Origin of the sequence: Kitasatospora sp. NPDC085464 (assembly GCF_044541955.1) — a bacterium.
GTDB lineage: Bacteria > Actinomycetota > Actinomycetes > Streptomycetales > Streptomycetaceae > Kitasatospora.
The window spans coordinates 102781-118029 of sequence record NZ_JBITTM010000004.1 but is presented as its reverse complement, the minus strand read 5'-3'; the positions used below and the strand labels follow the sequence as shown (position 1 = coordinate 118029).

Below are 15249 nucleotides of genomic sequence, written 5' to 3'. Positions count from 1 at the left end.
GGGGCATGGTCGAACGAGTCATTGCAGCGTGTGACGGAGCAGCCAAGGGCAACCCCGGCCCGGCGGGCTGGGCGTACGTGGTGGCGGACGCCGCCGGGACGCCCCAGCGCTGGGAGTCCGGGGCGCTCGGGCACAGCACCAACAACGTGGGCGAGCTGACGGCGTTGCAGCGGCTGCTGGCGGCGACCGACCCGGCCGTGCCGCTGGAGGTGCGGCTGGACAGCACCTACACCCGCGACTCGGTGACCAAGTGGCTGAAGGGCTGGAAGCGCAACGGCTGGAAGACGGCGGCCGGCAAGCCGGTCGCCAACCAGGAGCTGATCCAGGCGATCGACGCGCTGCTGGAGGACCGGGACGTCACCTTCGTGTACGTGCCGGCGCACCAGGTGGACGGCGACCCGCTGAACGCCGTCGCCGACAAGGCCGCCAGCGACGCGGCCCGCACCCAGCAGGGCGCCTCCGGCACCGCCGCCGACCTGCCCGAGCCCGACCCGGCCGCCGCCTCGAAGCCCCGCACGGTGCGCAGCACCGGCACCCGTTCCGGCGCGGCCGGCACCGCCGCGAAGCGCACCTCCTCGGGCACCTCCCGCACCCTGGCCGCCCGCTACCCGGGGACGTGTCCGTGCAGCCGCCCGTACGCCAAGGGCGACAAGATCACCAAGGTGGGTGCCGGCTGGGGCCACCCGGAGTGCGTGGCCGCCCACGCCTGAGCCCGGCCCGCCCGACCGGCGCCCACGCCTGAGCACCGGGGCCGCCTCGCCCGTACTACCCGATGAGCGGCCCGAGCGGCCCGAGCGGACCGGGAGGTGAGTGCGGTGATCGTTTCGGAGACGGCGGAGTTCCACGTCGGGGACCAGGTGTGGGTGTACCGCGAGTCGTCCTACGCCGCGGTCGAGAGCGCCGTCGTCGTGGCGGCCCCCGCGGACGGCAGTCTGCGGCTGGAGTTCACCGACGGGCACCGCAGCCATCTGCGCTCCGGCCGGGTGGAAGTGCCGGCCGCGCGCCCCGCCCGGGTGCTCTGAGGGCCGGTCTTCGGACCCCCGCCTGCAGGGGTCCGAAGACCGGCCCGAGGCCCGGTACCGGAAACACGACCGGCCGACCGCGGGTGCGGTCGGCCGGTCGTGTGTCGCGAGACGGGCGGGATCAGCCCTGCTGGGTGATCTCCTTGATGTCCTCGAAGCTCATGCCGAGCGAGTTGAACGCGCGGGCCTGCGTCTCCGGGACGCCGAGCTTGGCGAGCTCCTTGAGCTGGGCGTCGGTCAGCGGCGCCACGGCGGTGGCCGGGCCGTTCTCGGGGTCGAGGCCGGCGCCGGGGCGCGGGCCGGGGCCGCCGGCGGCGAGGCCGAGCACCGCCTTCATCAGGTCCTCGGTGGTCGTCTTGACCGCGTCGCCCGGGGCCTGGACGTTCGGCGCGGACTTGTCGAAGGCCAGCTTCACCGGGAAGTTGACGCCCGGCTCGATCTTGTCCGCCAGCTGGGCGAAGTCGAAGGCGGCCGAGGAGAAGGCGCCGTCCTTCAGGTAGAGGTCGACACCGACCTTGCGGTCCGGCACGTCGCTCGGGGCCTGGCTCGGGAACTTCTTGAACTGCTGCGGGAACTTGTCCGCGACCGGCTTGACGGCCTTGAACATCTCGTCCACCAGCTGGCGGGCCGGGGCGCTCATCCAGATGTGCTCGGTGCCGTCCTTGGTGCCCTTGTCCTCGTACGTGACGGTGCGGGTGAGCACGTCCTTGAGTGAGTTGACGAGCTGCTTGGCGGCCTCCGGGTCGGCGGTCGGCGCACCGCTCGGGGTGGCCTTCTTGCCGTCGTTCTTCTTCGCCTCGTCGGCGAGTTCCTGGAGGTCGAGCGAGATCCACTTGCCGGCCAGCACCTCCTTGACCGCGCCCATGTCCGCCGGCAGGTCCTTGCTGACGGCGTCCACCTGGGAGGGGTCCTCGCCGACGAGCTTCACCAGGCCCTTGGCGTCGACGTGCAGGTAGCCCTTGGCGTCGACCTGGCGGTACTCCAGCAGCGAGGCGCCGTTGCGGTCGGCGATCACGTAGGAGATGCGCACCGACTTGTCGAGCGTCAGGTCCTTGTCGGCGGCCGAGCCCTTGGCGTTCTTGAACGCCTCGATCTCCTTGAGCGGCTTGTCGGCGGAGACCGCGACGGCGATGGAGAGCCCGGACATCGCCTTGGCGCTCTTCTCGTCCATCCCGCCGCCCTCGGCGCCCTTCTCCCCGGTGGCCTTGGCGAAGGCGACGATCTGCTCGGGGGTGGCGTCGATGGAGAGCTTGAAGCCGGCCGACTTGCCGTCGCCGACCTTGTCGAAGGCCTTCGAGACCTTCTGGGCGGCGGAGAGCTGCTCGACGGTGCCGCAGGCGGCGAGACCGGTGGCGAGGACGGAAGCGGTGACGGCGACGGGCATCGCACCGCGGGCGGCCTTGCGGATGGCGGTGTTGATGGTGCAACTCCTGTGTGACTGGGCCCGATCGGACGACCGGGCCTTCCCTCCCCTGTGGCGTGCAGCGCCACAGCGCATACACATGTGATCACATTATCAGCAAGCCGTCACACCATTATTTGGCGCAGGCTTTAAGCGATCTGGCCGGAAACGTCCACAATGGCCGGATCGGTCCGCCCTGCGCGAGGTCTGCGCCGAGGCGCCACGAGCCGCCACGAGCCGCCGCGCGCATCCGGAGCCCGGCCGGACCATGCCGAACCATGGCAGAACCTTTGCCGAGAAGGGGTGTTCAGGCCCCTGGCGCCCCTTGTTAGCCTCAGCCGATTTCCCGCCGGGCAGGTCGGCGGACAGACGGGGCATGAGGTACCGAAAGCATGGCAATTCGCCGGGCGAAGCAGAAGGCCCAGGTCATCGAGAAGCTCTCGCAGGTGGCGCCGCCGGGGGAGACCTTCATCGCGTGCGTGCACGTGGAGACCGGACCCAGCCCGTGGCTCAACGCGGTCTTCGACGAGGTGCCGCTGCTCGGCCTGATCGTCGCACTGACCCGTCAGTTCTACTTCCTGACGCTCACCAACAGCTCGATCGTGGTCAACTCGGCCAGCCGCTGGACCAACCGCCCCGGGGACGTCGTCGCGGTCTTCCCGCGGCACGCCTTCCCGGTCAGCCGGGTCAAGCGGGCCTCGATCTGGAGCTCGATGTACCTGCAGCTGCCCACCAGCGGCAAGCCGACCCGGCTGAACATCCACCGCTACTGGCGGGCCGAGCTGGACCAGCTGAGCACCGCCTTCCCGCCCGGGTCGATCGACGCTGCCTCGCAGCCGTTCGAACTCGCGCCGCAGGGCATGCCGTACGCGGCCCCGCAGGGTCAGCCGTTCCCGCAGCAGCAGCAGCAGCAGCCGTACCCGGCTCCGCCGGCGCAGCCGTACCCGCCGCAGGGTCAGCCCTACCCGCAGCAGCAGCCGTACCCGGCTCCGCCGGCGCAGCCGTACCCGCCGCAGGGTCAGCCCTACCCGCAGCAGCAGCCGTACCCGGCCCCGCCGGCGCAGCCGTACCCGCCGCAGGGTCAGCCCTACCCGCAGCAGCAGCCCTACGGCGGCCAGCCGGGCTACCCCGCGCAGCGGTGACCCCGCCCCGGGCGGGCTGAACACGCCCCGGCCCCGGCTCCCCGCATGGGGGCCGGGGCCGCGTGGTTCCCGTGGCGGCTGCCGCCGCGGCGGCCACGACCGCCTACGAGTGCTGCAGGGCGACGATGACGCAGGCGACGGCGGCGATGACGATCGTGCCGAGGACGCCCAGCACGGTGGGCGTCAGCCGGTCCCGGAACTGCTTCGGCGGCTTCACCCGCTGCGTGGGGTGGGTGCTGTACTCCCACCAGTTCACCAGCCGCTGGACGTTCGTCTGGAAGTCGGCGGCCGGGTAGATCCGGCTGGTCGCCAGGCCCGGCAGCGAGCGGCGGCGCCCGTTGGTCATGAAGATCCGTGCCGCGCTGGACACCGAGCCGTTGGCCTTGGTCTCCCGCACGTCGACCCACTTGATCTCGTGCCACGGGTAGGTGCGGCCGCGTCCGAGGCCCCAGCAGACGGTGACGCCGTCGGCGCCGACCCGGCTCCAGGAGCGCCAGCTGAGGACGAAGGCCGGGACGCAGAGCGCCAGGGTGCCGAGGACCAGCCAGAGCGTGCCGGTGGAGCCGAGTTTCGACTCGCCGAGGACCAACTGGGTCACGAGGACGAGGAGCAGCGGAAGGAGATTCGACCACGAGGGCCGGAACAGGTCTTTCCCCCGGAAGATCAGTTCGTTCACCCGGCGCACACTACGCCTGTGCTTCCGGACCGGAACAGGGGGGTGCGAGCGTCTTGCCAGGCGGCCCGGTCCCTCCCTACCGTCGAAGGGCGCAAGCTGACAGACCGTCTCACAAGACACTGGGGCGGGCTCACGAGACGTCGTGCCACCCGGTGAAGGAGCGACGATGCCACGGACAGGTCCCCGGCGCCGCCTCGGCGTCCGATCCCTCTGCACTCTCGCGGCCGCCCTCGGCCTGCTCGTCCCGGCTGCCGCCACCAGCAGCAGTGCCGCGCCCGGTGCGGCGCCGGCCCTGCGGGAGGTGATGTTCGTCGGCAACAACTGGGAGGGCACCGCCGACGTGATCGAGTCCTCCGGCGGCCTCGGCAAGGTCGGACGGATCGATGTCATCCCCGACAAGGACCAGCGGCTCGCCGAGATCTACCTCGACCCGGTGAAGCTCGCCTTCTTCCTCGGCGTCCGGCTCGGCCCAGGCGAGGGCCACGACCAGTTCGTCGACGACATGTACAGCACGCCGGACGGCACCGCCGTGGTCGTCTCCCGGCCCAGCTTCGCCGACGTCGTCTCCCTCGACCTCGCCACCGGACGGATCAAGTGGCGCTTCCCGGTGGCGGGTTACCGCGCCGACCACATGGCGCTCTCGCCGGACGGCACCCGGGTGGCGGTCTCCGCCTCCACGGCGAACACCGTCCACGTCCTGGACGTCCGCACCGGCACCGAGCTCGGCTCGTTCCACACCGGGGACAAGCCGCACGAGAACATCTTCACCGACGGTGGCCGGCAGCTGTGGAACATGTCCATCGGCAACGTCGAAACCGCCCTGGACGCACCGTGGCTGGACTGGACGAAGGGCGATCGGCACATCACCGTCGTCGACGCGGCCACCCTGGCGCCGATCCGGGTGATCGACATGCGCAAGCGCCTCGACGACGCCGGGCTCGGCGGGTTGTCCAACGCCGTCCGGCCCGCCGTCTTCTCCCCGGACGGCTCCAAGCTCTACTTCCAGGTGTCGTTCTTCAACGGCTTCGTCGAGTACGACGTGGCGGCCGACCGGATCACCCGGGTGAAGACCCTGCCGGCCGCCCCGGCCGCCGGTACGGACCGCACCACCTGGCCCAACGACTCCCGCCACCACGGCCTGTCGATGAGCCCGTCGGGCGACCGGCTCTGCGTCGCCGGCACCGTCGACGACTACGCGACGGTGGTCGACCGCGCCACGCTCCAGGAGGGCCCGCTGGTGCCCGCGTCCAAGCCGTACTGGGCGACGGTGAGCGGCGACGGGAAGTCCTGCCTGATCTCCGAGAGCGGCGCGGACCGGGTCACCGCGATCGACTTCGCGACCGGGCTCAAGACCGCCTCGGTCGCGGTCGGCCGGCACCCGCAGCGGGTCCGGCTCGGCCACGTGCCCACCGGCTGGACCGGCCCCACGCCGCCCTGATCCTGCGGCTCAGGGTGTTCGGCACCCTGCCTGGCGGCCGCGGGGACGGCCTCGCCCGCGGCCTGCCGTCCCTGCTGCCGTCCCTGCTGGCGCCCCTGCTGGCGCCCCTACCTGCGGCCCCGCCGGGCCGCGGCCGGCTCCCGGAGGGTGCGGCGGGCCGCGGCCAGGGTGAGCAGGCCCCACAGGACGGCGAGCACGGCGGTGACGTAGACGCCGCCGCCGAGGATGGAGAGGTCGTCGTCCAGCGGGGCCGGCGGGGCCCAACCCTCCGGGTCGACCAGCACGTTCATGGTGCTGCCGACGTCTGACCGGCCCGAGCAGCCGAAGCCGCCGACCTGGCCGTGCGGCAGCGGCTGCCCGTCGGCCCGGCGGATGTCGCAGGTCCAGCTGACCCTCCCGCTGCGGTCCTTCGAACTGTGGGCGCCGGTGACCACCACCTCGGTCTCCACCCCGCGGTGGGACAGGATCTGGGCGCGGAGGCTCGCCGTCGGAAGCATCATCAGCAGCACGCCCGCCAGGACGGCCGGCCAGATCACCCAGTTGCTGGGCCGGACGAACCCCAGGCCGGTGATGCCCGCCGCGAGCACCAGGAACGCCGCGATCGCGCAGGGCACCTGGTAGTCCGGGTCGGTGGCGATCGCCAGCAGACCGACCATCAGCACCGGGGTGAGCACCCCGACCAGCCACGCCGTCCGGCGGACGGCCCGTGGTGACAACTGCGGCGCCGGGAGCCTGCGGACCCGCTTCGGGGGCGGGACCACCCCGTCGGCGCGCGGTCTCTTCTGCTTCTTCTTCCCCGCCATGGAGCCCCCGTCCGGTAGTGCCTGGTCCTGGTGCCTGGTGCCTGATGCGTGGTGCGTCGTGCGTGGTGTGCGTGCCTGCGACAGTGTGACCGCAGCTCCGGAGGTCCGGAAGGGCGGGGCCGGATCTCCGGGGCCTCGGCCACCGGCAGGCGGTCGCGCGGAAGTTACCGACGAGTTCCCCCAAGCTCGTCCGAAGTCTTGCCGCCCGTGCCGCTCAACAAGTTGGATGCACAACATCCCGCGACCCGACGGGTCCACGACACGCCCCACGGAGCCCAGATGCCGCTGTCGTCCGTCCGCCGTGCCCTCGCCGCCGGTGCCGCCGCCACCGTGATCGCCACGCTCGGCGCCGCCCCCGCCTCGGCCGAGAGCGCGCCGCTGACCGCGCCCCCGCTCGACGTGCTGACCTACAACGTGTTCCTGATGAGCACGTCGCTCTACCCCAACTGGGGCCAGCAGTACCGGGCGCAGGCGATCGCCTCGGCGGACTTCTTCCAGGGCCACGACGTGGTCGTGCTGGAGGAGGCCTTCGACAATGCGTCCTCCGACGCGCTGACCGCCAAGGCCTCGGCCGCCTACCCGTACCACACGCCCGTGGTCGGCCGCTCCACCGGCGGCTGGGACGCCACCTCCGGCAGCTACAGCTCCACCACGCCCGAGGACGGCGGGGTCACCCTGCTCAGCAAGTGGCCGATCCTGCACAAGGAGCAGTACGTCTACAAGGACGCCTGCGGCTCGGACTGGTTCTCCAACAAGGGCTTCGTCTACGCCGTCCTGGACGTCGACGGCCGCCGTACCCACGTGGTCGGCACCCACCTGCAGTCCACCGACTCGGGCTGCTCCAGCGGTCAGGCGGCGGACATCCGGGCCAGGCAGCTCGGCGCGATGCGCGCCTTCCTGGACGCCAAGCGGATCCCGGCCGCCGAGCCGATCGTCCTCGCGGGCGACCTCAACATCGACTCGCACGGCTCCGAGTACCAGGCGCTGCTGGACAACGGCAACCTCGCCCCGGCCTCCGCCCGCACCGGCTGGCCGTACTCCTTCGACACCGCCGACAACTCCGTCGCCGCCTACCGCTACCCGGGCGACCCCAAGGAGGACCTCGACTACGTCCTCTACCGCGCCGACCACGCCCGGCCGCAGCAGTACACCAACCAGGTCCTCCGGGTGCACAGCGCGCCCTGGACGTGGAGCAGTTGGGGCAAGAGCTACACCTACACCGATCTCTCCGACCACTACCCGCTCGCCGCGCACTGACACCGCGCGGGGCCCGGGGGCCGGGCGCCGGGTGTGGGATGCGTCACCGACTCGCCCCACCTGCGGTTCGGCCCCCTACGATCCTGAACGCCGAGGTCAGGCGCCGTCGTACCCCGGCGGCGCCCGCCCGGCGCCCAGCGATCAGCCCCAGGAGAAGCGCACGTGACCACCCCCACCGCCGCGCCCGACAGCTACTTCCAGCGCACCGGCGAGAACCGCTACAAGCCCACCGCCCACGCCCAGGGTGCCTGGCACCCCGACGAGCAGCACTTCAGCCCGCTCGGCGGCCTGGTCGTCCACGCGATCGACCGCCACCGCACCGACCGGGCGCGGACCGACCGCCCTGGCGGCGCCCTGGCGCTGGCCCGGATCAGCTTCGACATACTCGGCCTGATCCCCCTCGACGAGATCGAGGTCACGGTGGAGACCGTCCGGCCCGGGCGCACCATCGAGCTGGTCGAGGCCACCGTGGTGGCCGGGGAGCGCGCCGTGGTCCGGGCCCGCGCGTGGTTCCTCGCCGAACTCGACACCGCGGCCGTCGCCGGGACGCACGACCGGCCGCTGCCCGGGCCCGAGGAGTTCGAGCCGTGGGCGATGGGCGGACTGTGGGGCGGCGGCTACATCGAGTCGATCGACGTCCGCCGGCGGGAGTCGGCCCCGGGCCGCGCCGCCGCCTGGATCTCCACCCCGGTCGAGCTGGTCGCCGGTGAGCCGAGCAGCCCGTACGCCTCGTTCATCGCCCTGGTGGACACCGCCAACGGCATCGCGGCGCGCCAGGACCCCACCGCCTGGATGTTCCCCAACACCGACCTGACGATCCACCTCCACCGCCGCCCCGAGGGCCCCTGGACCGGTCTGGACACCGCCGTCAGCTTCGGCCCGACCGGCCACGGAGTCACCAGCACCGTCCTGCACGACCGGCAGGGGCCGGTCGGCCGCGCCGAGCAGATCCTCACCGTCCGTCTGCAGCAGGGCAGTTGACGGACGCGGCGCCGCCACCGGTCGCGGTGGCGGCGCCGTCGGGGAGCAGCGCGGGTACGGGCTCAGGAGGCGGGCAGCGAGTCCATGAAGGAGCTGACCGAGAAGACCGCGTTGCCCGGGCCGGCCGGACCGTAGCCGGGCGGCGAGGAGAGGCCGAACTCCTCCAGGGTCGCGCGGTAGGTCTGCAGCAGGCGGATGTGGTACTCCAGGGGCGCGCCCTGCGGGTTGGCCTTGCCGAGCGGGGTGGTGGGCTCGGGGCACCAGGTGGTGAAGCGCGGGACCACGCCGTGGGACATGAAGTAGCGCAGGCCCTCCTCGGTGGAGGCGATCGCGTCGTCCACGGTGGTGAAGCCGAAGGGCTCGGCCATCTCCACGCCCGCGACGAAGTTGGGGATCACGTTCTGCGGGCCGAACACCTCGGTGGAGTCGAGGATCCGGCGGTGCCACTCGTCGCGGCCGACGTAGCGCTCCTTGCCCGGGCAGTAGAGCTCGAAGAGCCGCTTGTCCCACACCTCGAAGTTGGGGTGGTAGATCCGCACGCCGTAGTCGTGGAAGCGCTGCACGTCCTCGCGCGGCAGCGCCTGCGCCACCACCTTGCCGATCCAGCGACCGGGGAAGCGCTCCTCGATGGCCTTGGCGTACTGCCCGTAGAAGTCGGCCTCGTCCCGGCCGCCGACCTGCGAGGTGATCGCCCCGCCGGTGAGGGTGTACGCCCGGGAGGCGCGCGCGGTGTCGTGGCGGTCGATGATCTCCAGCGCCTCCAGGACCTCCTCGACCGGCTTGACGCCGGTGTACGGGCGGCCGGCGGCCTTGTGCTGGCGCCAGTTGTGGTTGATGTCGCAGTACTGGCACTCCTCCTTGGCGCCGAAGTACTGGCAGACCCGGAACACCGTGAGGTAGATCAGGTACCCCCACTGGATGGTCGGGGCGACCTCCATCACCGACTTCCCGTTGGCGAGCGTGTGCCGGTAGTAGTCCGGCATCGGCGGCAGGCCGACGTCGGCGATCCGCGCGCCGTCCAGGTAGAGGCCGAGGGTGCCGTCCTCCCCGGCGCCGACGCGGTACGGCGAGTCCGGGTTGACCCGCACCGACACCACCGTGCGGCGCAGCCCGTAGGGCCCGCCGGTCAGCACGACCTCCTCCGGCGGCCGGTTGAGCGCGGCGGCGCCCAGCTCGGGCAGGGTGCGGTGGTCGAAGGAGAAGATGAAGTACGACTTCGGCTTGACCTCGCCGCCCCCGTCGGCCTCCGCGTTGCCGCTGAGCGCGGACTCGTCGAAGGCCATTCCGCCGCGCAGCAGGTCCTCCTTGATCACCGCCTCCCGGGGCACGTCGGGATAGCGCTCCATGAGCGCCTCGACGAGTGCGGTGCGGCTGCGGGCCTGGCTCTCCATGCGCTGCTCTTCCTTCCTGGCCCCGATCGTCCACGGCGCCGTGCCCATTCTCGTCCCCCTTATGCGCCCGGTCCTGTCCGGCCGCGCGGGGGAGGGCCGCCCGGTCCGCGGTGGGGAACGAGGGGGAGGTGCCCGGCGCCGGGGAGCGCCGGGGCCGCCGGTCATTCGCCGTCGAACGGCCTGCGCCGGATAGGGCCCCTGTACGGCCTGCGGCGCGGCCCCGGCGGGACACGGGGGTGGTCGCCGGGTTGACGCGGCACGCGGGCGGGTCGGGTCGGCCGGTTCGGCGCCGGGGCGCCCCGGCGTGGGCCGGACCGATGCATGACAGGGGCGTTCCCAAACACCGTCAGCACGAACGTTCACCCTATCGGGTGTAGAAGATCGTCCGTTGCGTTCCGGAACGCGCCTTCGCGCCTACGGTTGGGAACCGAGCGAGACGGGGCCCGTCGCCCGGAGTTCTCTTCGCGGCGGGCGAGATGACGACCCGTCATATCGTGCGACCCATTCCAGAGGAGGCTCCATGCCCCTGCGTGTCAGAACGGACTCACCACCAGGGTCCGCCGCCGCTGCGGCGGTGGGCTCATGAGCTCCCCGGCGATCGAGCGCATCCTGCGCGGACCCACCGGACTGGGCACCGCCGGGCTGCAGTTGAGGCCGCAGGCCCCGGCGGCGGAGGTCCCGGCCGCGGAGGCGCCGACGGTCGAGGCGCCGGCCGTCGCGGTTCCGGCGGCCGAGGCTCCGGCCGTCGAAGCCCCGGCGATCGCGGTTCCGACGGCCGGGGCCCCGGTGGCCACGGTCACGGTGCCCGAGGTCCCGGCCCCCGAGGTCTCGGCTGCGGAGGCCCCGGTGTCCGAGGCCGTCGTCCCCGATGTCCAACTGCCCTCCGTTCCCGCGCCGTCCGTCCCGGCCCAGTCCCTCCCCGCGCCGTCCGTCCCGGCCCTGCCCGGTGCGGCTGCGTTCGGCATGGCCGCGCTCGGGGTGGCTCCGGCCGCCGCGGCGCCGGACGGCGGCAAGCCCAGGACCGGAGACCCCATCCCCGGTCTGTACCACCACCCCATCGCCGAGCCCGACCCGGCACGGGTGGAGGCGCTCAGCCTGAAGATCAAGGCCTGGGCGATCGACGAGATCGAGCTCTACCCGCCGGAGTGGGAGAAGGACTTCGACGGCTTCTCCACCGGGCGCTACATGGTGGCCTGCCACCCCGACGCGCCCAGCATCGACCACCTGATGCTCGCGGCCCGCCTGATGGTGGCCGAGAACGCGGTGGACGACTGCTACTGCGAGGACCTCGGCGGATCACCGGTCGGCCTGGGCAGCCGCCTGCTGCTCGCGCACACCGCCCTCGACCCGCTGCACACCACGCCGGAGTACCACCCCGCCTGGGAGGCCTCGCTCTCCGAGGACGCGCCCCGGCGTTCGTACCGCTCCGCGATGGACTACTTCGTCCGCGCCTCCACGCCCTCCCAGGCGGACCGCTTCCGGCACGACATGGCGCGGCTGCACATGGGGTACCTGGCCGAGGCCGCGTGGGCGGAGACGGACCACGTGCCGGAGGTCTGGGAGTACCTGGCCATGCGCCAGTTCAACAACTTCCGCCCCTGCCCGACGATCACCGACACCGTCGGCGGCTACGAGCTGCCCGCGGAGCTGCACGCCCTGCCCGCGATGCAGCGGGTGATCGCACTGGCCGGCAACGCCACCACGATCGTCAACGACCTGTACTCGTACACCAAGGAGCTGTCCAGCCCCGGACTGCACCTGAACCTGCCGGTGGTGATCTCCGAATGCGAGGGCGTCTCGCGCAAGGAGGGCTACCTGAAGGCCGTCGGGGTCCACAACGAGCTGATGCACGCCTTCGAGGCCGAGTCGGCCGCGCTGGCCGTCGCCTGCCCGGTGCCGACCCTCGTACGTTTCCTGCGCGGCGTGGCCGTGTGGCTCGACGGCAACCACTACTGGCACCGGACCAACACCCACCGCTACAACCTGCCCGACTTCTGGTGACCGCCCCGGTGGCGGCACCGTTCCCGGTAACCCTTCGTAAGAACCTTTGGAGTTGACCCATGTCCCTGACCGACGACCTCACCACTTCCGGCAACGCCATCCCCGGCCCGGCAACTCCGTACCAGGGCGACATCGCACGCTACTGGGACCACGAGGCTCGCCCGGTCAACCTTCGCCTGGGCGACGTCGACGGCCTCTACCACCACCACTACGGCATCGGCGAGATCGACCTCGGCGCGATCGGCGACCCGGCCGACAGCGAGCGCGAGAAGAAGGTGATCGCCGAGCTGCACCGGCTGGAGTCCGCACAGGCCGACGTGCTGCTCGACCACCTCGGCGACATCCGGCCCGACTCCACCCTGCTGGACGCCGGCTGCGGGCGTGGCGGCTCGATGGTGATGGCCCACCAGCGCTTCGGCTGCAAGGTCGAGGGCCTGACCCTCTCCACCCAGCAGGCGGACTTCGGCAACAAGCGCGCCGCCGAGCTCGGCATCGGCGGGTTCGTCCGCTCGCGGGTCGCCAACATGCTGGACATGCCGCTCGCCAACGGCAGCATCGCCGGCTCGTGGAACAACGAGTCCAGCATGTACGTCGACCTGCACGACCTGTTCGCCGAGCACTCCCGGGTGCTCGCGGTCGGCGGCCGGTACGTGACCATCACCGGCTGCTGGAACCCGAAGTACGGCCAGCCGTCGAAGTGGGTCTCGCAGATCAACGCCCACTTCGAGTGCAACATCCACTCCCGCCGCGAGTACCTGCGGGCGATGGCCGACAACCGCCTGGTGCCGCAGGCCGTCATCGACCTGACTCCGGACACCCTGCCGTACTGGGAGCTGCGGAACACCACCTCGCTCGTCACCGGCATCGAGGAGGCGTTCATCGAGTCCTACAAGGACGGCTCGTTCCAGTACGTGCTGATCGCGGCCGACCGGGTCTGACCCCGGTCCGAAACGCCCGACGGCGGCCTCCCCGCACCCGCGGGGAGGCCGCCGTCGGGCGTGCGGGCCGCTACCGCCGGGTGAAGGTGAGGTGGGTGACACCGCTCGGGCTGGACACCGCCTCGGTGCGGAACCGCCCCTCCAGCCCTTCGAGCCCCGCCCAGAGCGACTCGCCCCGGCCGAGGACGATCGGCACCACGACCACGTGCAGGTGGTCGATCAGATCGGCCTCCAGGAAGGCGCGGACCGTGCGGGGGCCGCCGCCGATCCGCACGTCCTTGCCGCCGGCCGCCTCGCGGGCCTGTCGCAGCGCCTCCTCGGGCGTCGCGTCGAGGAAGTGGAAGGTCGTCCCGCCCGCCATCTCCAGCGTCGGACGCGGGTGGTGGGTGAGCACGAAGACCGGGGTGTGGAACGGCGGGTTGGGCCCCCACCAGCCCTTCCACTCCTCGTCCTGCCAGGCGCCGCGCTGCGGCCCGAACTTGTTGCGGCCCATGACCTCCGCGCCGATGTCGTCGGCCCAGGCGCGGGCCATCGCGTCGTCCACGCCGGTGTCGCCGCCCTCCTTGCCATGCATCCGCCGGAACGTCCGGGTGTCGAAGAACCACTGGTGCAGCCGGTGGCCGGCGTGGCCGAACGGCTCGTCGAGGGTCTGGCCCTCGCCCGTGCCGTAGCCGTCGAGGGAGATCGAGAAGTTGTGGACCCGGACCAGGGACATCGGCTTCCTCCGCCGCTCGGTGCCTCGGTGCGGGCGGGCCGCACCCCGTTCGCGCCACGCTAGCCCGCGGGCCCCGATTCCTGAGGCTCCGTCACCGTCCCTGGCGTGGCGGACCCGACGGGACCGGGCGCGGACGGGACGCGGACCGGACGGAGGCCGGAACGGACCGGGCGGGCGCGCGTGAGAGGTGTGGACGAAGGGGAAGGGACCGGGGGAGAGTCAGTGCACTCGTCACGCTATTGTCGTGCCTTCTTCACGCGGAGCACGCCTTGATCGGGGATGCTCCGTCAGGCTGCCCGGAGGAGGCGGCCGACACGTCGAACCTCGGGGGGTTCCCATGACCGTACGCCGCACCCTGGCCGGATTCCTGGCGGCCGGCCTGCTCGCCGGCGCCGGCGCGTTGATCACCACCGCACCGGCGGGCGCCGCCCCGGGCGGGACGGGCGAGCTGCCGTTCGGCTCGGCCACCACCGTCGGCCTGCACAACACCTACGACCCGGCCGCCTTCCCGTACCTGGCCCAGGGCCTGGACACCGGCACCGGGATGATCGAGCTGGACCTCTGGCCGGACATCATCACCAAGGAGTGGAAGGTCAGCCACTCCAACCCGCTCGGCAACAGCAACAACTGCACCGCCGCGACCACCCCCGCCCAGCTCTACGGCGGCGGCACCAACAAGAACCTGGAGAACTGCCTCGACGACGTCCGGGTCTGGCTCGCCGCGCACCCGGCGGCCGGGCCGCTGGTCGTCAAGCTGGAGCTCAAGCCCGGCTTCTCCGCCAACCTCGGGATGGGCCCCGACCAGCTGGACGCGCTGATCGCCCAGCACCTCGGCTCCGCCGTGCTGCGCCCCGCCGACCTGCTGGCCAAGCCCGGCGGCGGCTCGTACGCGAGCCTCGACGAGGCGGTCCGGGCCGGCAACTGGCCGAGCCGCTCGAAGCTGGCGGGGAAGGTGCTGCTGTACGCGATCCCGGGCACGGTCGAACTGGGCAACCCCTTCGACACCCTGCACACCGACGTCGAGTACGGGCGGCACCTGCGCGACCTGGCGGCGGCCGGCCGGATCGGCCAGGCCCAGCTGTTCCCGTCCGTGCTGGGCGCCGCGAGCGGCGACCCGCGCAGCCGGTACACCGGTGCGGACGCATCGATCCGGCCGTGGTTCGTGGTCTTCGACGGCGACGCCGCCACGTACACCGGCGGCATCGACACCGCGTGGTACGACACCGCGCACTACCTGCTGGTGATGACCGACGCCCACAAGGTCGCGCCGGAGATCAGCGGCACCGACCCGACGGCCGACCAGGCGCGGGCCCGCGCCGAGCAGCTGGCCAAGGCGCACGCGAGCATCGTGTCGAGCGACTGGCGCAAGCTGCCGGCGGTGCAGTCCCTGGTGCTGCCGCGCGGCTGACGTCCGGCCCGCGCTCCACCACCCTCCCACCCGGCTCCGCTCCACCCTCCACCGGCCTGAGCTCCACCCCCCCCC

The 15249-nt window shown here is 72.3% G+C and carries 14 protein-coding genes; 9 read left to right on the top strand and 5 right to left on the bottom strand.

All coding sequences use genetic code 11. From position 1 onward, the window contains the following. The first annotated feature begins 5 nt into the window (after window positions 1–5). A complete protein-coding gene (locus ACIGG8_RS05015) occupies window positions 6–710 on the top strand; it encodes a ribonuclease H (protein WP_396545872.1) in 705 nt (234 codons plus the stop codon). Between the two features lie 105 nt (window positions 711–815). Beyond that, entirely contained in the window at window positions 816–1022 is a 207-nt protein-coding gene (locus ACIGG8_RS05010; protein ID WP_396545871.1) for a hypothetical protein, read from the top strand. 121 nt (window positions 1023–1143) lie between these two features. Here the strand turns inward: ACIGG8_RS05010 and ACIGG8_RS05005 are convergent, their stop codons facing one another. Next, entirely contained in the window at window positions 1144–2406 is a 1263-nt protein-coding gene (locus ACIGG8_RS05005) for a hypothetical protein (RefSeq protein WP_396545870.1), read from the bottom strand. A gap of 410 nt (window positions 2407–2816) precedes the next feature. On the opposite strand from ACIGG8_RS05005, the gene ACIGG8_RS05000 reads away from it, so the two are divergent. Next, entirely contained in the window at window positions 2817–3566 is a 750-nt protein-coding gene (locus ACIGG8_RS05000) for a hypothetical protein (protein ID WP_396545869.1), read from the top strand. A gap of 103 nt (window positions 3567–3669) precedes the next feature. Here ACIGG8_RS05000 and ACIGG8_RS04995 read toward each other — a convergent pair whose 3' ends face one another. Next, on the bottom strand, window positions 3670–4242 hold the full coding sequence (locus ACIGG8_RS04995; protein WP_396545868.1) for a hypothetical protein: 573 nt from the start codon (window positions 4240–4242) through the stop codon (window positions 3670–3672). Window positions 4243–4408: 166 nt separating this feature from the next. Between ACIGG8_RS04995 and ACIGG8_RS04990 the strand changes: the two genes are divergently transcribed. Continuing rightward, the gene (locus tag ACIGG8_RS04990) at window positions 4409–5680 is read left to right on the top strand and encodes a YncE family protein (RefSeq protein ID WP_396545867.1); all 1272 of its coding nucleotides are present in this window, start codon (window positions 4409–4411) and stop codon (window positions 5678–5680) included. A gap of 107 nt (window positions 5681–5787) precedes the next feature. On the opposite strand, the gene ACIGG8_RS04985 is transcribed toward ACIGG8_RS04990, so the two are convergent. After that, a complete protein-coding gene (locus ACIGG8_RS04985) occupies window positions 5788–6483 on the bottom strand; it encodes a hypothetical protein (RefSeq protein WP_396545866.1) in 696 nt (231 codons plus the stop codon). Window positions 6484–6762: 279 nt separating this feature from the next. Between ACIGG8_RS04985 and sph the strand changes: the two genes are divergently transcribed. Then, window positions 6763–7740, top strand: coding sequence for a sphingomyelin phosphodiesterase (sph, locus tag ACIGG8_RS04980; RefSeq protein WP_396545865.1), 978 nt, complete (start codon window positions 6763–6765; stop codon window positions 7738–7740). Between the two features lie 162 nt (window positions 7741–7902). Continuing rightward, on the top strand, window positions 7903–8721 hold the full coding sequence (locus ACIGG8_RS04975; protein ID WP_396545864.1) for a thioesterase family protein: 819 nt from the start codon (window positions 7903–7905) through the stop codon (window positions 8719–8721). Window positions 8722–8783: 62 nt separating this feature from the next. On the opposite strand, the gene ACIGG8_RS04970 is transcribed toward ACIGG8_RS04975, so the two are convergent. Next, entirely contained in the window at window positions 8784–10112 is a 1329-nt protein-coding gene (locus ACIGG8_RS04970) for a radical SAM protein (RefSeq protein WP_396545863.1), read from the bottom strand. Window positions 10113–10694: 582 nt separating this feature from the next. On the opposite strand from ACIGG8_RS04970, the gene ACIGG8_RS04965 reads away from it, so the two are divergent. Together ACIGG8_RS04965 and ACIGG8_RS04960 are read left to right on the top strand one after the other, a co-directional pair. Beyond that, window positions 10695–12113, top strand: a complete 1419-nt coding sequence (locus ACIGG8_RS04965; protein WP_396545862.1) for a family 2 encapsulin nanocompartment cargo protein terpene cyclase — start codon at window positions 10695–10697, stop codon at window positions 12111–12113. Between the two features lie 59 nt (window positions 12114–12172). Continuing rightward, complete coding sequence (locus tag ACIGG8_RS04960; RefSeq protein WP_396545861.1) at window positions 12173–13051, top strand: geranyl diphosphate 2-C-methyltransferase; 879 nt, start codon at window positions 12173–12175, stop codon at window positions 13049–13051. A 70-nt stretch (window positions 13052–13121) separates the two neighbouring features. On the opposite strand, the gene ACIGG8_RS04955 is transcribed toward ACIGG8_RS04960, so the two are convergent. Beyond that, window positions 13122–13766: a dihydrofolate reductase family protein gene (locus ACIGG8_RS04955; RefSeq protein WP_396545860.1), complete on the bottom strand. Its 645-nt coding sequence runs from the start codon at window positions 13764–13766 to the stop codon at window positions 13122–13124. A 337-nt stretch (window positions 13767–14103) separates the two neighbouring features. On the opposite strand from ACIGG8_RS04955, the gene ACIGG8_RS04950 reads away from it, so the two are divergent. Continuing rightward, window positions 14104–15174, top strand: a complete 1071-nt coding sequence (locus tag ACIGG8_RS04950; protein ID WP_396545859.1) for a phosphatidylinositol-specific phospholipase C domain-containing protein — start codon at window positions 14104–14106, stop codon at window positions 15172–15174. Window positions 15175–15249: the final 75 nt, after the last annotated feature.

What these genes read in the sequence shown, in the direction of transcription:
- ACIGG8_RS04965 (WP_396545862.1), top strand. Translation starts at nt 10,695, where the DNA reads ATGAGCTCCCCGGCGATCGAGCGCATCCTGCGCGGACCCACCGGACTG.
- ACIGG8_RS05000 (WP_396545869.1), top strand. Translation starts at nt 2,817, where the DNA reads ATGGCAATTCGCCGGGCGAAGCAGAAGGCCCAGGTCATCGAGAAGCTC.
- ACIGG8_RS04970 (WP_396545863.1), bottom strand. Translation starts at nt 10,112, where the DNA reads ATGGAGAGCCAGGCCCGCAGCCGCACCGCACTCGTCGAGGCGCTCATG.
- ACIGG8_RS04985 (WP_396545866.1), bottom strand. Translation starts at nt 6,483, where the DNA reads ATGGCGGGGAAGAAGAAGCAGAAGAGACCGCGCGCCGACGGGGTGGTC.
- sph (WP_396545865.1), top strand. Translation starts at nt 6,763, where the DNA reads ATGCCGCTGTCGTCCGTCCGCCGTGCCCTCGCCGCCGGTGCCGCCGCC.
- ACIGG8_RS04950 (WP_396545859.1), top strand. Translation starts at nt 14,104, where the DNA reads ATGACCGTACGCCGCACCCTGGCCGGATTCCTGGCGGCCGGCCTGCTC.
- ACIGG8_RS04990 (WP_396545867.1), top strand. Translation starts at nt 4,409, where the DNA reads ATGCCACGGACAGGTCCCCGGCGCCGCCTCGGCGTCCGATCCCTCTGC.
- ACIGG8_RS05015 (WP_396545872.1), top strand. Translation starts at nt 6, where the DNA reads ATGGTCGAACGAGTCATTGCAGCGTGTGACGGAGCAGCCAAGGGCAAC.
- ACIGG8_RS04960 (WP_396545861.1), top strand. Translation starts at nt 12,173, where the DNA reads ATGTCCCTGACCGACGACCTCACCACTTCCGGCAACGCCATCCCCGGC.
- ACIGG8_RS04955 (WP_396545860.1), bottom strand. Translation starts at nt 13,766, where the DNA reads ATGTCCCTGGTCCGGGTCCACAACTTCTCGATCTCCCTCGACGGCTAC.
- ACIGG8_RS05005 (WP_396545870.1), bottom strand. Translation starts at nt 2,406, where the DNA reads ATGCCCGTCGCCGTCACCGCTTCCGTCCTCGCCACCGGTCTCGCCGCC.